General features: G+C 35.2%; 17 protein-coding genes. 1 reads left to right on the plus strand and 16 read right to left on the minus strand.

Annotated features, from left to right (window positions below; all coding sequences use genetic code 11):
• Window positions 1-27: 27 nt before the first annotated feature.
• The 10 genes from BCI01S_RS14415 to BCI01S_RS14450 form a co-directional block, all read right to left on the minus strand.
• Window positions 28-300: a hypothetical protein gene (locus tag BCI01S_RS14415; RefSeq protein ID WP_061799570.1), complete on the minus strand. Its 273-nt coding sequence runs from the start codon at window positions 298-300 to the stop codon at window positions 28-30.
• 88 nt (window positions 301-388) lie between these two features.
• Complete coding sequence (locus BCI01S_RS14420) at window positions 389-1,702, minus strand: DUF4179 domain-containing protein (protein ID WP_061799572.1); 1,314 nt, start codon at window positions 1,700-1,702, stop codon at window positions 389-391.
• Window positions 1,695-2,213, minus strand: a complete 519-nt coding sequence (locus BCI01S_RS14425) for a sigma-70 family RNA polymerase sigma factor (RefSeq protein ID WP_047941587.1) — start codon at window positions 2,211-2,213, stop codon at window positions 1,695-1,697. Before BCI01S_RS14425 ends, BCI01S_RS14420 begins: the two co-directional genes overlap by 8 nt.
• A 162-nt stretch (window positions 2,214-2,375) precedes the next feature.
• Window positions 2,376-3,869 carry an aldehyde dehydrogenase family protein gene (locus tag BCI01S_RS14430; protein WP_061799577.1) on the minus strand — a complete coding sequence of 498 codons (1,494 nt, stop codon included), beginning with the start codon at window positions 3,867-3,869 and terminating at the stop codon, window positions 2,376-2,378.
• Window positions 3,870-4,185: 316 nt separating this feature from the next.
• A complete protein-coding gene (locus tag BCI01S_RS26000) occupies window positions 4,186-4,362 on the minus strand; it encodes a hypothetical protein (protein WP_176473240.1) in 177 nt (58 codons plus the stop codon).
• 324 nt (window positions 4,363-4,686) lie between these two features.
• Window positions 4,687-7,278 (minus strand): ABC transporter permease, encoded by a 2,592-nt coding sequence (locus tag BCI01S_RS14435; protein WP_061799580.1) that lies wholly within the window; start codon window positions 7,276-7,278, stop codon window positions 4,687-4,689.
• Window positions 7,275-7,958, minus strand: coding sequence for an ABC transporter ATP-binding protein (locus tag BCI01S_RS14440; protein WP_047941584.1), 684 nt, complete (start codon window positions 7,956-7,958; stop codon window positions 7,275-7,277). Before BCI01S_RS14440 ends, BCI01S_RS14435 begins: the two co-directional genes overlap by 4 nt.
• 352 nt (window positions 7,959-8,310) lie before the next feature.
• Window positions 8,311-8,469, minus strand: a complete 159-nt coding sequence (locus tag BCI01S_RS25305; RefSeq protein ID WP_156485441.1) for a hypothetical protein — start codon at window positions 8,467-8,469, stop codon at window positions 8,311-8,313.
• 16 nt (window positions 8,470-8,485) lie between these two features.
• A complete protein-coding gene (locus BCI01S_RS14445; protein WP_061799581.1) occupies window positions 8,486-9,490 on the minus strand; it encodes a sensor histidine kinase in 1,005 nt (334 codons plus the stop codon).
• Window positions 9,491-9,492: 2 nt separating this feature from the next.
• Window positions 9,493-10,176, minus strand: a complete 684-nt coding sequence (locus tag BCI01S_RS14450; RefSeq protein WP_061799584.1) for a response regulator transcription factor — start codon at window positions 10,174-10,176, stop codon at window positions 9,493-9,495.
• Window positions 10,177-10,358: 182 nt separating this feature from the next.
• Between BCI01S_RS14450 and BCI01S_RS14455 the strand changes: the two genes are divergently transcribed.
• Window positions 10,359-11,387, plus strand: a complete 1,029-nt coding sequence (locus tag BCI01S_RS14455) for a DUF3231 family protein (protein ID WP_061799585.1) — start codon at window positions 10,359-10,361, stop codon at window positions 11,385-11,387.
• A 69-nt stretch (window positions 11,388-11,456) separates the two neighbouring features.
• Here the strand turns inward: BCI01S_RS14455 and BCI01S_RS14460 are convergent, their stop codons facing one another.
• The 6 genes from BCI01S_RS14460 to BCI01S_RS14480 all read right to left on the minus strand — a co-directional run bounded on the left by BCI01S_RS14460 (window position 11,457) and on the right by BCI01S_RS14480 (window position 16,632).
• Window positions 11,457-12,164, minus strand: coding sequence for a polysaccharide deacetylase family protein (locus BCI01S_RS14460; protein ID WP_047941580.1), 708 nt, complete (start codon window positions 12,162-12,164; stop codon window positions 11,457-11,459).
• A 138-nt stretch (window positions 12,165-12,302) separates the two neighbouring features.
• Window positions 12,303-12,461 carry a YozQ family protein gene (locus tag BCI01S_RS24825; protein WP_082138285.1) on the minus strand — a complete coding sequence of 53 codons (159 nt, stop codon included), beginning with the start codon at window positions 12,459-12,461 and terminating at the stop codon, window positions 12,303-12,305.
• Window positions 12,462-12,546: 85 nt separating this feature from the next.
• Window positions 12,547-13,329, minus strand: a complete 783-nt coding sequence (locus tag BCI01S_RS14465) for an ABC transporter permease (protein WP_047941579.1) — start codon at window positions 13,327-13,329, stop codon at window positions 12,547-12,549.
• A gap of 5 nt (window positions 13,330-13,334) precedes the next feature.
• A complete protein-coding gene (locus BCI01S_RS14470; RefSeq protein WP_235844513.1) occupies window positions 13,335-14,147 on the minus strand; it encodes an ABC transporter permease in 813 nt (270 codons plus the stop codon).
• Complete coding sequence (locus tag BCI01S_RS14475) at window positions 14,144-15,121, minus strand: ABC transporter ATP-binding protein (protein ID WP_061799587.1); 978 nt, start codon at window positions 15,119-15,121, stop codon at window positions 14,144-14,146. The genes BCI01S_RS14470 and BCI01S_RS14475 overlap by 4 nt, the downstream gene beginning before the upstream one ends.
• A 158-nt stretch (window positions 15,122-15,279) precedes the next feature.
• A complete protein-coding gene (locus BCI01S_RS14480; RefSeq protein ID WP_047941577.1) occupies window positions 15,280-16,632 on the minus strand; it encodes an amino acid permease in 1,353 nt (450 codons plus the stop codon).
• Window positions 16,633-16,901: the final 269 nt, after the last annotated feature.

A 16,901-nucleotide genomic window follows, 5' to 3' on the forward strand; every position in this document is an offset into this window, starting at 1 on the left:
GGAAAGGTGGTCAATGCACTTAGTCTATTATTTACTGCTATTATTTGTTGGAAAATCGCCTTTCTCCCAATTAGTAGGACCTTCATTGCTTGGGATAAATTTGCTCCAATATTCACCAGTCTTCTTATCGAAAATGATAATATTATTCTCATTTGCAGGAACTAATTCATATCTATAATCCTCATTAACATTTTCTACTTTTATTGACTCTTTACCGAATGCAGACAATATGAACAAACCTAATATGGTGAAACCTATTATTATCGCTAACCCAAAAATTATGGATAAACTATTTTTCATTTTTCTACCTCCATGCCCAATTTATGATAAAAATTGGTTTTCATTTTTTTTGAATTCCTTTTTACCTTACTAAATAAAGCCTATCCTTTTATTTTAATTTTACTTTTATATCTCCTTTAATATAGTTTGGATAAGCAGCCAATTCGAGCTTTAAAGGATTTTTATACATTGTGTTATCAAAAGATAAAATCCAACTTATTTCTTTGTGCGAGCTTCTACTTTCTATCTTAGAAATGGATAATTCTTTTCCATCTGCAGTAATTGCAGTACTAAAGAGATCTTTTGGATCTTCCTCACTATTCGAATCCATAGAAAATTCCACTTGTGTTTTAGATGTTTTCCCTAATTTTAGCCTTTCATCTTTCGGATTGTTTATCAATGTATTTGTTTCTGTATTCACAATAACCATCGCTTCTTCTTTATCAATCGCCATTAGTTTATTGATCCGCAAATAAAGGTCCTTTGGTTTTTCAAAATAATTTGATTGGAGATAATACATTTTTTCATACCTACTCAAAGTTGTATTTACAACTCCATTTGCAATTGACGACCACACTTCACCGTTCTCATTTTCCAAGCGCATATCTTCAAATCCCAAAATTTCCTTTGTATTTGCTGGATCGAATGCTACTTTGACACCAATTCTTAAAGGATAGACAATCATTTCTTCAATTGTCATTTTTTGATTCTCTACTACCACCACTTGGTTTATTGGATAAGTAACCTTCTTCTTTACATTTTCCTTTAGCTCAAAAGGAATCAGAAATTTTATTTCTTTGTTGTCTATTACTGTAATGAATTCAAAGTTAAACTTTAATTCCTTAAAGGAAAAAGGTTTAACAAATTGGTATTCCACCTTATCTTGAAATTCATTTTCGATATCATCAGCAAAAAAGACATTATTGCTTTGTACATGCTCAGGAAATTCTTCTTTATTAAAAAGATTAACATCCTTTATCTTTCCACCAGTTAGAGACTTAGTAGACTGTAATGTATAAAAAATATTTATTCCTGATTCATCCATAATCACTCCGTTAATCGTTAACGTTAAATCACCTTTTGTCTCAGAAACATCTACCTTTTGATAATAATCATTTTCGATAATGGCAGAATACCCTTTATCTTGTTCAATATAACCAATCAACCATTCCATTCCAGGGATGGACGAGAGAGCATTTGCGAAGGTTGGAGAAATCCGAATAGATGTTACAAAGGAAATGATGATTATTGCAGCAATTGCAAGCCCGATTAATCTTTTTTGTTTTTTCTTCGCCCGATTTTTTTCCTGTTTAGCTTTCAAAATTCCGCTTAATATGGCTTCTTCTGCTTTTTCGAGCGGTAATGCTGCTTTTTCTAAATCAGCCTTTAACCTAGACAATCTTTGTTCCTCTTCTTCATACATGATCACTCGCTCCTTTCTCTTTAAAATATAGCCGAAGCGTTTTCAGTACTTTATGTAATCGAGACTTTACCGTTCCTTCTGGAATATTTTCCATTGCGGCGATTTCTTTGATTTTCGTATTTTGAAAGTATTTTAAATAGATTAATTGCTGGTCTTCACATGATAACATTCCAAGGGCTTCCTTTAATTCGATTAACGATTGGTTTTGGTGGACAGATACGTCATATAGTTGTTTATCAGAAATAATCCGATTCTTCCTCTTTACTTGATCTTGACAGTAATTAATCATAATCCTTGTCAGCCATGTTTTTAAATAGGCTGGTTCCTTAATGGTATGTATCTTTTTATATGCCCGATAGGTTACTTCCTGCAAGGCTTCTATTGCCGCGTCTTCGTCTTTGAGAAATGCTAAAGCAGCCCTTAACAGTGATTCTTTATGTAATTGCATGACTTCCAAAAAGGCATCATCATCTCCTTTAATAGCTTTTCTGTTAATCTCTAACTCTTCCAATTAATCACCTCCTCTTTGTTCCTATACATTAGACTTTCTACTTTGGAAAAAGTTCACGAAAGAACTAAATTAAATTTCTTTTTATCTAAGAGCAAATTATACATGAAATTCCAAGCATAGAAAAAAGCCGCTAAGACAATGTCTTAACAGCTTCCTCTCCCTTTAATATAATCCCTCTGTTTCTTCTTTCGTTACAATATATATATTTTTCGTCTGTGTATAGCCTTCTAAGATGCTCTTATATGTTTCCCTGCCGATTCCTGATTTCTTGTAACCGCCAAATGGCGCTCCCGCTGGTAGTTGATTATACGTATTCACCCACATCCGGCCTGTTTCCACACTTCTTGCTACACGCAATGCTGTATTAATATCTCTTGAGAACACCGCTCCTCCAAGGCCAAACTCTGATTGGTTAGCCAGCTCAATAACCTCTTCTTCGGTCTTAAATTTAATGACTGCTGCAACTGGGCCAAAAATCTCTTCTTGGGCAATACGCATATCATTGGTAGCATCAGCTAAAATCGTCGGAGCCATAAATGCACCATTTTCTAATCCGTTATTTATGAGCCTGCACCCACCTGTTACAACTCTAGCACCCTCATCTTCTCCAATTTTTACATATTCTAAAATTTGCTCTAGTTGGCGTTCATTTATTTGTGAACCCATCACGACATCTTCTTCCCAAGGCAAGCCAACTTTTACATCCTCAAAAGCTAGCTTCATTTTCGCAAGAAACTCCTCATAAATTCCTTCTTGGATAAAAATTCGGGAACCAGCACAGCATACTTGTCCTTGGTTAAAGAGGATGCCTAATTGAACCCCTTCTAAAGCTCGCTCCATTGGCGCATCGTTGAAAATGATATTTGCTGACTTTCCGCCCAGCTCAAGTGTAGAGGGAATAAGCCTTTTTGCTGCAGCCACAGCAACTTCTTGGCCAATTTCTGTAGATCCTGTAAAGGCAATCTTCGCAAATCCCTCATGCTTTAACATATAGTCCCCGGAATGAGAGCCGCGACCAGTAATTACATTGACCACCCCTTTTGGTAAAACTTGATCTAATATTTTGGCCAGCTCCAGCACACTTAAAGAAGTAGAAGAAGATGGATGAATAACGACCGTATTGCCTGCAGCAATAGCTGGGGCGATTTTCCACGCAGCCATTAAAAGGGGAAAATTCCAAGGGATAATTTGTCCGACAACTCCGATCGGCTCTTTAATCGAAATAGATAGAGTATCTTCATCAAAGGCTTGGGCAGCTCCTTCTTCAGAGCGAATGACCCCTGCAAAATAGCGGAAATGGTCCGAACTTAATGGCACATCTATATTTCTTGTTTCTCTTAACGGTTTTCCATTATCCAATGTTTCTACTAACGCTAATTTTTCCGCATTTTCATCGATTAAATCGGCAATTTTTAATAGTAAGTTACTTCTATTTAATAAACTTACTTTTTTCCAGGATTTTAAAGCTTCTGTTGCTGCATCCACTGCTTGATCAACATCTGTATAGGTTGCATCAACAAAGTCAGCTAGCTTTTCGCCGTTACTTGGATTGAAGCTTGCCATCAGCTTCCCTTCCGAACCCTTTTGCCACTGTCCATTAATATAAAGACCATACTCTGTGTCCAATACAGCTGCTGCATTTAAAGAAGTTACCATTTTCAAATCCCCTTTTTCATATATTTAAAAATAAGGTATTGATTACACTGAACATTAAAGGGAAAGTTCCAACCTTATTTTTATTCTGGTTTCAATACTCCTATAAGAATGCGTTTACAAATGCAATTAATCAAAGACTGCTTCCAATGTGATAACTTTAACAAACTAGCAGATAATTAAATTATAAAATCCAATATTAGGAATGTCTAATAATAACGTTGTACTTCTTTTTGTTACAATCCCAATTGCCGGAAATAGTTTTGCTTTCTTTTTTAAAGACTTGAAATACTAAAAAGGACATGCGGCTTCCCACATGTCATGTTCTTCTTGCTTTAATAATCATAGTAGTTGGAAATTTCCTTGCTTTGTATAAGGAATAATAGCGATGAGAGATTTCAGCCTCGACCGTTTCCAAGCTTTTGGAAAACTCGCTTTCTATAACAGATTCAATTGTAAATCCTGCTTTAATCAATTCTTTTATAAAAGTACTCATTCTTACTTTGGGTAAGCCCCTTTGTCCGCCATATAAAGCAAAGAATGTCCGCTGCCACAGCCGATATGTAAGGATTTTTTATTTGTTGCATTCATTCTTCTTTTATTTGCTAAGCGTGCCATAACTAGGTAGTCATAAATCCCGTTAAAATGATGGACTGCTTGATTCCAGCTTTTTTATTTTGTTGTAAAATATCTCTCTTCATATTCCCCTCCTCTACCATACTTACCGATTCTATATTTTTTTCACTTACCTGCTTGCTTTTTCCTATGAGAAAAACCCGCCAAAACGGACGAGTTTTTTCTCATTCTTATTTTATTTCTATTAAATATTCTCTTGCTTTAAACCATCTATAATATTCTCTTTCTTAATTTTGCTGACTGAATATAGCATAGCAGAAGCGACAATGATAAATATCGCAATAACTACATAGAGAATACTCATCCACGGAAGCGCAAAACCATATTCAAATGTATTGCTTATCGACCAGTATATGATAGCTATTACTCCAATACTAATTGGAAGACCATACATCAATGCTTTTATTCCATAAAAAATGCTCTCAAAATAGATCATTTTATTAAAGCCAGTTGGGGTCATTCCAACCGAACGCAGCATGGCAAATTCCCTTTTTCGCAAAGAAATGCTTGTAGAAATGGTATTAAAGATATTGGCAATACTAATTAATGAGATGAGCGTAATAAACCCATACATAAAGACAGACATCATCATAATCATCTGCTCTGATTGCTTACGATCTTTTTCGACATTGTAGATATAGACCGAGCTTGTTTTTAGATCTTCTAATTCCTCTTGGGTTTTCTCTGGATTATCGCTGTTTAAATAGAGCGTGTAATTCATATCCATATTTTCATTTTTAAATAATTCCTTTGCTACCTCGTCGGATATAATCATGGTAATTGTTCCATAACTATTAGCATCAATCCCCATTATCGTTTCATTGGTAAAAGTACCAATTTGAATCTTATTAAACTTTTCATCCTTTTCCTTGTCAAAATTGTAGCGATAGAGATCCATATAATCACCAGGTTTTGCATTTATCACTTTTTCTTCCACAAATTTCTTTTCATATGGATCAGAATAGGAAACGTTCTCTATTACAATACCTTTTGGAACATTAGGATTCGTATATTCTTGGGAATTAAAGCCTGCAGTTTTAGCATATTTCTGCAAAGCTGCATCAGATAGCACAAAGAAATTCACATTAAATGATAGTTTACCATTCTCTAGAATAGTTTTATCTTTCTTCACTTTTTCCCTATTATTTTTACTTAATACATCTTCAGCAAGATAAGTGTTCACATAGGTGCTTTTAATTACATTACTTTTTGTAACACTAGGTGCATTGGCTAAAATCTGCATCTCTTCCTCTGTAGTATTAGAATCGGCAGACACTGCAATATCATAATCAATATTTTTCTGTGATAGCCCAACTGATTTTTTCATATTATCTGTGAAATATGCTACAGTTAAGAAAAGCAAAATACTTATAACCAACGAAAAAACAGTTGTTTGATATCTTCGTTTATTACGTTTTAAATTTTTCAAGCCAATTTCCGCTTCTAAGCCAAATACCTTGCGCACAAGTTTAGAAGTTTTTACTTTTTTTCCAGTTAATTTAATATCTTGTGTTTGTCTTATTGCATCTATTGCTGAAATCTTTGATGCCTTTCTTGCTGGCAGATAGGTAGAAATAAAAATTGTTACAATGGAAATCAGAATGGAAAATAAGATGGAATAAGGCGTTACTACTACATTCAGGCCTTCTGTAGTGTTTAAAGCTACTTTAAAATATTTGTTTATAAAATAGAATGTCGCGCCAATTCCTGCTAGTCCCGCAAGGATTCCTATCGGGATGCTGATGCCTCCTATAACTGTGCCTTCAAAAAACACTGAATTTCTTTTTTGTTTCTTAGTTGCGCCGACACTAGAAAGCATGCCTAAATGTCTTGCCCGTTCTGACACACTGATGGCAAAAGCATTATAAATCAATGCCACAGAACCAATTACAATTACAAGTATGATAATTCCTAATAGAGAATACATCGTAACAAGCACATTATCATGTGAAGATACTCCCTCATAACGCAGGAGCTCATCATTAAAATTCACTTTGGCAATAGATAATTTCTTTGCTAAGGATTCCAAGTCCTCATATAAAGATTGCTTTACCTTTTTCAAGACTACACTTGCATTGACGCTGCTGTTAGTCGTTAACTCCTTTTGGTCCAAATAGCTAATTACTGTATAGCCTGGTGCCCATGAAGATTCCCATGATGGGGTTTCCATAATCCCCACAATTTTGAATGTAGCTGCTTTTGCTTGCTGGATTTCCTCCGTTTTTTCTCCTTCTTCATTCCTTTGCAAAGGATCTGTTTGTGTTAATATCGTATCTTCTCCATCTGATTTTAAATGTCTTTCCCCAATACTAACTTTTATTTCCTCACCGATGGCATAAGAACTATTCCCTTTCTTCCTCATTTCATCAGATATGATAATTTCATCCGCGGATTTTGGATACGTTCCTTCTTTTAAACGAATTGGAAATTGCTCAAATCCTTGCTCATCATATTGTTTAAAAAATAAGTACGGTTTATTTTCGTTTTTCGAATCCTTCCATTCCGCATAACCCAAATCATTTGATAAGATAACTTTTTCAATTTTGCTATCTTTTTTTATCTCTTTAGCTTGCTCGCTATTCACACCTATAAACTGCGCATGCCATTCTCCGCCCCTTGCTATCGTATCTCTTTTTAATAGATCAATAAAAGAAACACCAAGAGTGGCAACAGCTGTCAACATACTGACAGAAATAATAACGCCAATAATCGTCACTAGTGTTCTTCGCTTATTCTCCTTTAAATTTCTCAAAGTAAGTTTATTCATTATATTCATGGACGAATCACCTCATTTTTGGCGATTTTTCCATCCTCAACAGAAATGACACGATCCGCTTGTAATGCAATCCGTTCATCATGGGTAATGACAATAAGTGTTTGATTATAGGTTTTATTAAACATTTTTAATAGTTCCATAATCTCTTCACTATTTTTACTGTCTAAATTCCCTGTAGGCTCATCTGCCAGCATAATTGCGGGATTACTGATAAGTGCTCGTCCAATGGATACGCGCTGCTGCTGTCCCCCTGATAATTGATTAGGCAGGTGATCTAATCTTTGCTGCAGACCTAATATCGAAACAATGCGATTAAATTGTTCTTTATCTACCTTGTGATTATCTAATAGAAGAGGCAGCGTAATATTTTCTTCTACCGACAAAATGGGGATTAAGTTATAAAATTGATAGATAAGACCAATTTGTCTTCTTCTAAAAATAGCTAATTGTGTTTCATTTAATTGATATATATCTGTATTATCTACAAAAACTTTTCCACTTGTTGGTCTATCTACCCCACCTAGCATATGAAGCAAAGTCGATTTCCCTGACCCAGATGGTCCAATTATTGCTACAAACTCCCCCTTATTAACAGAAAAGGATACGTTATCCAATGCTTTAACAGCTGTTTCCCCTTTTCCATATACTTTAGACAGATTTTCTATTTTTAAAATTTCCATTTATTCGCCCTCCAATTACTTGATGCTCTTAGTCTACCTGTCTAAAGTGACTATTGAGTGACTTTAAAGTGACAATTTAGTCACTTTAACTGGTTATAGCTCTTTTGTGTTAATTTATTGATATTGGGGTTTCTTTGGTTGAACACTACTTTTTCTTGCTGCCGAACAGATATGGATTTCATCCTCTATATGAACACCATTTTTCCTTCCGGTCGAACCAATTTTGGCTTTCATTCCCTCTATGAACACCACTTTTCCTTGCGGTCGAACCAATTTTGGCTTTCATTCCCTCTATGAACACCACTTTTCCTTCCGGTCGAACCAATTTTGGCTTTCATTCCCTCTATGAACACTACTTTTCCTTCATGCCGAACCAATTTTGGTTTTCATCCTCTTTATGAACGTCGCTTTCCCTTCCATCCGAACAAATTATGGCGTTCATTCCTTCAATGAACGCCTGCCCACAGTAAAACGAATTCTCTTTTTCATCTATTCTAATTTCCGCTATCATCCATAACTCAATTTCACTAAATCACTTGTTTATAGAATTTAATATGAAAAGTAGTTCCTTCTCCTATCTTACTTCTTACTTCAATATCCCCATGCTGGCTTTTTATAATACTATAGGCCATTGCTAAGCCGATGCCGATGCTGTCTTCACTAGCATTTTCCCCTTTATAAAATCGTTTGAAAATGTAAGGTAAATCTTTTTTAGCGATGCCCTTGCCGTTATCTTGAATAACCATTTCTGTAAACAAGACATTTTCCGCGAAGTTAATGTGTATTTGTCCACCTTCTCCGGTATGCTCTACACAATTTTTTAAGATATTTATTATTGCTTCTACTGTCCAGTTAAAATCACCTATGTATGTAACACTATCATCTCCAGTAATCTGCAAAGTCTGTTCTCTTATATCCATCGGAATTAATACTGGTTCAACTGCCTTATGAATTAGTGCTTTCACAACTACTTTTTCCTTTTTAAAAGGAATCGTCCCAGCATCCATTTTCGATAATTTCAGTAAAGAAGAAACTAACCACTCCATTCTTTCCAGCTGTATCGAGATATTATTCGTAAACTCACGCCTTCTTGATTCTTCCAGATGGGGATTGCTTAACAAATCAGTCATTACCACCATGGAAGTCAGCGGTGTTTTCAATTGATGAGAGATATCAGAAATTGCATCTGTCAGTTTCAATTTTTCCTGTCGAAGAAGTGTGCTATGTTCTGAAAGCATTAAGGTAACTTTATAGATATTATTTTTTAAGATACTTAATTCGCCTTCAACATTATCGCGGATGTCCAGACTTTCATCTCCATTACTTATTCGCTGTAAGTAGCTCGAAAGCTGTTTTATTTCCTTATAACGGAATCTTGTAAATAAAAAAAAGATAATAAAAATAATGCTGATAACGATAAACAAATAAACGGCTGCAGCGAAAGAAAAGGAGATCAATGCATATATAATCGCTAAGATACTTATGCATACTAAAACGATCATCATTACTTTCACTTCACGATTACGAAGCATTACTAGTCACCTACCTTATAGCCAAGACCACGGACAGTTTTTATAATGGTTGGCTTTTGGGGATTATCTTCTAATTTCTCGCGGAGCCTTTTAATGTAAACTGTTAAGGTATTGTCATTAACAAAATCCCCTGCAACATCCCAGATTCGCTCCAATAGCTGTGTCCTTGTTAAAACTTGGCCTAAATTATTGGCGAATATCAGAAATAACCGGTATTCCAGGGCCGTGACTACCACTTCTTCAGCCTTTTTATAGATCTTTCCTTCCAATGTATTAATACGAATATCGTCTATTTCGATGAAAGGAGTATTTTGTTGCTGTACATTGTAGCGGCGCAATACGGATTTTATTCTTGAAAGAAGCTCTCTCAGGCGAAACGGTTTAGTAATATAGTCATCTGCCCCCATATCAAGGCCCATTACTACATTAACTTCATCATCTAATGCCGTTAAAAAGATAACGGGCTTATCTGATTTACTTTTCACAAGCTCACATAATTCATAACCAGAACCATCTGGCAGAGACAAGTCAAATAAACATAGATCAATATGGTTAAGCTCTGCCGCTATCGTTTTTCTCGCGCCTTTGGCATCATGACAAATAATTGTGTCATAATTTTCACTTTGTAAACTGTAATCTAAACCAGAAGCAATTGTTTTATCATCTTCAACTATTAGTATTTTCATTTTCTACTCCCATAATTTTTCTTTTCTGTAATTATTCTAAACGATTGGTACATAGAGTGAAAGGTCTTCCCTTATAAAAAGGAAAAAGCTAAAAATTGATTCAATATTAATAGGTAAATTTAGCATACGATTAAATATGTCTGTGAATACTAAAACAAAACCAACTAAAGGAGTTTTTTGAGATGGACGCGAAACCAAAACCATTGAATATAGATTTAAAACAAACTGACCTAAGTGAAAAGCTAACATCAGCAGAATTAGGTAAACTTTGGGCAACGTATATGGGCAACAGCATGTCAAAATGTTTTCTCCATTATTTCCTTCAGCATGTCGAGGATTCTGATATTAAAAAGCTATTGAAAAATGCCTTAAAGTTGAGCACAGAATTTTTATCTATATCAGCAGAAATACTTTCAAAGGAGAATTTTCCATTGCCAAAAGGTTTTTCCCTAGAAGAAGATGTAAACCTTCATGCACCTCGTTTGTTTGAAGATGAATACTATGTTCATTATCTTAAGTATGCAGCTAAGGCTGGAATAAGCATTTATAACGTAGCTATTCCCCTTGTTTTTCGAAAGGATGTAAAAGAATTTTTCCAATATTGTATGAGTTCTACCGTACGTTTAATAGAGCAAATTAAGGAAATATTAATGAAAAAGGGCTTTACCCGTAAACCGCCTATTATTCCCATTCCTGAAAGTCAAATGTTTGTTCAAAAGGATTTTTTAAATGGTTATTTTGGACATGTAAGATCATTACATGCATTAGAAATAGCACATCTTTACGATAATATCGAGAACAATGTAGCGAGTAAAGCATTGATTATGGCATTTAGTCAAGTTGTCCAACAAGAAGAGATTCGGGAACTCTTTATTAGAGGAAAGAACTTTACCGATAAGCATGTTGAACAGTATATGGAAAAACTACATAATGATCATTTACCAACACCATCGTTTCTTGATCACTTAATTACAACATCAACTGTTTCTCCTTTTTCGGATAAAATAATGTTATTTCATAAAATGGATATGTTTTCGATGAAAATTAGATCCTTTGGTAACTCAATAGCTGTAAATGGTCGGCATGATATTGCCTTTATGTATACAAGAGCATTAACACAGATAGGTTTATTTACAGAAGATGCTGCTAAAATTATGATTAAAAATGGCTGGATGGAGCAACCACCTTTTGCAGTGAAACGTGAAAGCTAAGGTATTTCATTCATAAAAAAAGGTATCTGGCTAAAATCCACATACCTTTTTCTATTTGCTATTTAACAATTAATTGCTATCTGCCATCTCTTGAAGCTCATTAACCGTAACAAATGTATACCCAGCTTCTGTTAGTGTACTTAAAATTCCTTTTAACGCTTTTTGTTCTTGCCCTGTCTTATCATACATTGGGTGCATCAAAATAATGGAACCTGGCTTTACTGACTCTTTCACATAGTTTATCTTGTCTTCTGCCGTCTGATAATACGTATCAGGCTCCATGTTCCATAGAATCGTATCTATTTCTGCTTGTTTCAAGAAATAAGGAAGCCCAACTAGCTTCTTTCCATTTGGCGGTCTGAAATCTATTTCACCTGTATAACCAGCTTTTTCAATTAATTGATTTGTTTTTTCTACTTCATTCCTTATAAAAGCTTGCGACTTAAATATCATACGCTCATGAGAGTATGTATGATTTCCAAGTTGATGTCCTTTTTCCGCAATTTTCTCTGCCAAAAGAGGATTTTTTTCTATTTCATTTCCAATTAGAAAAAAAGTTGCTTTTGCATCGTAAGCATCTAGTAAGGACAGAATATCATCTACATTTTTGGTAGGTCCATCATCGAATGTTAAGGCAACTACTTTTTTCTTTGTCTTCACATGATCTGTTAATCCACCGAATAATTGAAAAGATCGAGCGTTCATTAATTGATAGGCACCAAATAGGATAAACAATAAAACCAAAAAGCCAATTAATATCCTCCATCTTTTTTTCATTCCATCAGCCTTTCTTTCCTTTACTTTTGCGGATATAATTATATCCTCTTTTTGTTCCCTTATCTATTATTTAGTGACATGAAAAAAGATGGAGAAAACGATTCCTCGTTTTCTCCATCTTCTTGACGCTTAAAATGGTTATTCTTTGTCTTTTTTCTTATCAATGGTTCCCTCTGTTAAACTATCATTTGCTTGATCATGCGTTTCTTTCAATCCTTTTGAAGCTTCATCCTTTTGTTTCTTCTCGTCAGGCTGATGAGTTTTGCCTGCAGGGTTTGTGTTTGAATCTTTATTCATTGTAAAACGCCTCCCAATATTTCATGATGCATATATTTATCTACTAGATTTATACCACCATTACGAGTTTAAGAAACATCCCATTTTAAGAACCAGTTGACCGATAGTGACGCACACCAACTATCCACACAAGAATACAAGGAAGGATAAATAAAATCCCTGCAAGCGGGGTTAGCATATATAACCATTCCGCTTCGCCGCCCTTACCAAGAAGGTAAAGCAAAGGCAAATAATTGACAGTACCAAAAGGAATAACAAAAGTAAAAAAACGCGTCACCCATTTTTGATAAATATTTAATGGATATTGAGCCATTTCTCTGCCGCCGTCGGTAAAAATATTAGCAATCTCTAATCCTTGAATGGTCCAAAAGCTAAGAGTCGCTGCCAAAATAAAAATTCCTGTAAAAATAAAAACACCGCTTAAAATCATTAACAACAGCGTGATGCACTTCATTATGTTCCAATCAATTGCTAGATTAAATAATGCCCACCCTAGAACCATAACACTCTGTAATAACCTTCCCACTCTTGTAAATTCAAATTTCGAACCTAACACTTGAATAAAAGTCGTCCTTGGTCGAACAAGCAATCTATCAAAATCACCGCTGGCAACAAGGCTGGAGAAATTATCAAATCCTCTTGCGAAGCATTCACTTAATGCAAAAGCCATATGAATGACAGCAAAACAAAGACCCACCTCATAAAAATCCCAGCCTTTAATTTGACCAAACCTTTCAAATAAAAAATATAATCCAGCAAAGGCAGAAAAGGGCACAAGAAACTGCCCTAATGACAATAGCCAGAAAGACGTTCGATACTGCATTTGTGATTTAAATAAGAGCAGAAGGTATTGAAAATAAAGGCGCATACTATTTACCCTCCTTGTACAATGACTTTTTTCATCGCTTTATGTAATGCCATTTTCCCAAGAAACACAAGTGCTGCCAGCCATATTAATTGAATTATGATTCCTTCAACTGCTTCAGTATTCGGAATGTTGCCAGAATAGACTCGAAACGGAAAATCTGCCGTTAATCTGAATGGTAGAAGGTAAACAATTTGCTGAAGCCACTCTGGCATAAGCGGAATAGGTATTACCATCCCAGCAAAGAACTCCCCTACTACACCAAATACTAACAGAGATCCCATTGGCGAAAGCGTTATAAAAACGGAAATATAAATAAACATAGAAATAGACACTAATACGAACAATCCTAATAAGAGGGAAATACAAAATAATAAAAATGTTTTTAGATCTGGCGGCAGCATTAGCCGATAAGCTGGCGGAAGGAGAAATGCCAGTAATAGTATTGGAAAACACCTTAGCAGCGCACTTGCTAACCGCTGCGCTAATAACTTACTAAACCAATATTCATAAATTCCGATTGGTCTGCATAACTCATAAGCAATATTTCCTGTCGTTATTAAATCAAATAATTCATTATCACGAAACCATAGCATAATAAACGCTAAAAAAGACTGCTGTAACCATAAATAAGTAACTAATTCTTCCAAAGAAATAGGCTGTTCACCCATCGTTTGCATATAAAAAGCTTGAAAAATCATAATATAAATAAATCCCCAGAAAAACTGTGTAGCCACACCCGCTAAAGCCGCTGCCCGGTACTGCATCCCATTTAATAATCGCAATCTTAACACAGCCACATATGGTTTAATTGTCCTCATATTTCGTACTCCTTATAAAGCTGTACAATAATATCTTCAATCGGCTGTGATGTTACAGAAACGTCAACAAGATCCAGGGAATGAGACAATTTCATAATAACTTCCGAGACAGAAATTTCTGAGGTATCTACACTTAATATAGCTCGCTCCTCCGTCCAAGAAAGAATATCGGCTCCAGGAATTTCGACTGGTGCATTGCTAGATTTATAGTCTGCAGTAATGGTACGATGGGAGCCAAAACGGCTTCTTAATTCCTGCAAATTCCCATCATATAATAGGCTCCCTTTTCCTATTAGAAGAACACGGTCACATAGGGCTTCGATATCAAACATATCATGTGTTGTCAAAATAACTGTTACGTTCTTTTGCTTATTGATTTTTTTTATAAAATTTCTAACTGCTATCTTGCTTACGGCATCAAGACCAATGGTAGGTTCATCTAAGAAGAGAATTTGTGGATTATGGATAAGAGAAGCAGCAATTTCACAACGCATACGCTGTCCTAAGCTGAGCTGTCTTACTGGTGAATGCAGGATATCTTTTAACTCGAGTGTGTCCATTAATAACGACAGTGTGTCCTTATAGTCCTTGTCTGGTACATGATATATATCTTTTAAAAGGGCAAATGAATCGATTACTGGAACGTCCCACCATAGCTGGGATCGCTGCCCAAAAACAACGCCAATATTTTTCACATATTCTACACGATCCTGCCAAGGGGTATAACCCATAATTTCACAAACGCCGCTGTCTGGTACCAGAATACCACTCATTACTTTGATCGTCGTTGATTTCCCTGCTCCATTTGGACCGATATATCCCACCATTTCTCCAGGATTTATCGTAAAACTTATATCCTTTAATGCATGGACAATTATATGCTCCCTTGAAACAAGAGCTTTCAGTCCTTCTCGTAGACCTGCTGCCCTCTTTGCCACCTTAAAGGACTTATTAATTCCTTGAACTTTAATCATTGCGTTCTCCCTCCTTTTCAAAAGAAGAATATAATAGCATTTTATTGAAGATTTTGTCAATATATTTTTTGATTTTTTCAAATCTTCCGCTACTAATAAAACAAAGCCTGAAATCGATATTCAAATCAATTTCAGGCTCCATTTATAAAAGAAATCTATCAACTTGCAGATTGTTTCCACTTAATTTGATAAATCACCAATAATAAGATAAACCAGACTGGTGTAACAAATAATGCAACTCTTGTATCTTCAGCAAGCGCTAATACAACAAGGACGAACGCTAGAAAAAGAAGAATAAGATAATTTGCAAATGGAAAGAGTGGCATTTTAAATTTATTTTTTGCCGCTAGTGCTGGGCGTGATTTACGATACTTTAAATGACAAAGAACAGTAATTGCCCAAATAAAGATAAAGCAAACGGTCGATATGCTTGTGATTAACGTAAATACGCCTTCTGGCATGATGTAATTTAAAATAACTGCAATTAACACAACAATCACAGAAAAGAATAGTGCATTTGATGGCACTTGATTTTTTGTTAATTTAGCAAGCGATTCTGGTGCATTCTTTTCCTTTGCCAACGCAAACATCATTCTGCTTGTGCTAAAGATCGCACTGTTACAGGCTGATGCTGCGGAAGTTAATACAACAAAGTTCACAATCCCTGCCGCTGCTGTAATCCCAACGGCCAAAAATACTTGAACAAAAGGACTTTCAGCAGGATTAATGGCATTCCAAGGGTAAATACTCATAATAATAAGCAATGCCCCCACATAAAAAATTAAAATTCTTATCGGTATATTATTAATTGCCTTTGGAAGAACCTTTTCAGGATTCTCTGTTTCCCCAGCTGTAAGCCCTACTAATTCAATTCCTACAAACGCAAAAACAACCATTTGAAATGAAAGAATAAACCCGTTCATTCCATTAGGAAACATGCCGCCATGATTCCACAGATTGGTAAAGCTTGAAGGACCAGCATCTGTTGAAAAGCCTTTTACTATCATAATAAAGCCAATAATGATTAATGCAATAATGGCAATAACTTTAACTAAAGCAAACCAAAATTCCATCTCTCCAAAAAGCTTTACAGTAGCTAAGTTCATAATAAGTAAGACAATTAAAGCGATAAACCCTGGTAACCATTGAGGTACATGTGGAAACCATAGCTTTGTATACATGCCGATAGCAGTTAAATCTGCCATTGCAATCGAAATCCAACAGAACCAGTACGTCCAGCCTGTTACGAAGGCAGCTTTATTGCCAAAATAATCATTTACAAAATCAACGAAGGAATGATATTCCAGATTAGAAAGAAGCAACTCTCCTAGTGCTCGCATAATCAAAAAACAAATAATACCAGTTATGATGTAGGCAAATAAAATAGACGGACCTGCTAAGTGGATGGATTTACCAGCCCCTAGAAAAAGCCCTGTTCCTATTGCTCCTCCAATTGCAATTAATTGAACATGTCTGTTTTTCAACCCTCTAGACAATGTTTCTTGCTGCATGTTTTATCACTCTCTTTTCAGTTCTACTATTTAAATTTTTTTATGTAATAAGAATTAACGAATTATAGTTTAGCACATTCTAAGACAAGATACACGAATCTCTGCATGATCAAATAGCAAAAGTTTCTTTTAAAAAAACATCTTTCATTTTAGGTTTGTAAAAGCAGATTATAAGGCTATAAATTACTAAGACAATTCCATTGCTCCCTCATACAAGAAGAAAGATACATCAGGAAGAAAAAAATCTATTATTAGGTTGCAATGCAAAT

This window comes from Niallia circulans NBRC 13626 (assembly GCF_001591585.1).
In the GTDB taxonomy this organism is placed as follows: domain Bacteria; phylum Bacillota; class Bacilli; order Bacillales; family Cytobacillaceae; genus Niallia; species Niallia circulans.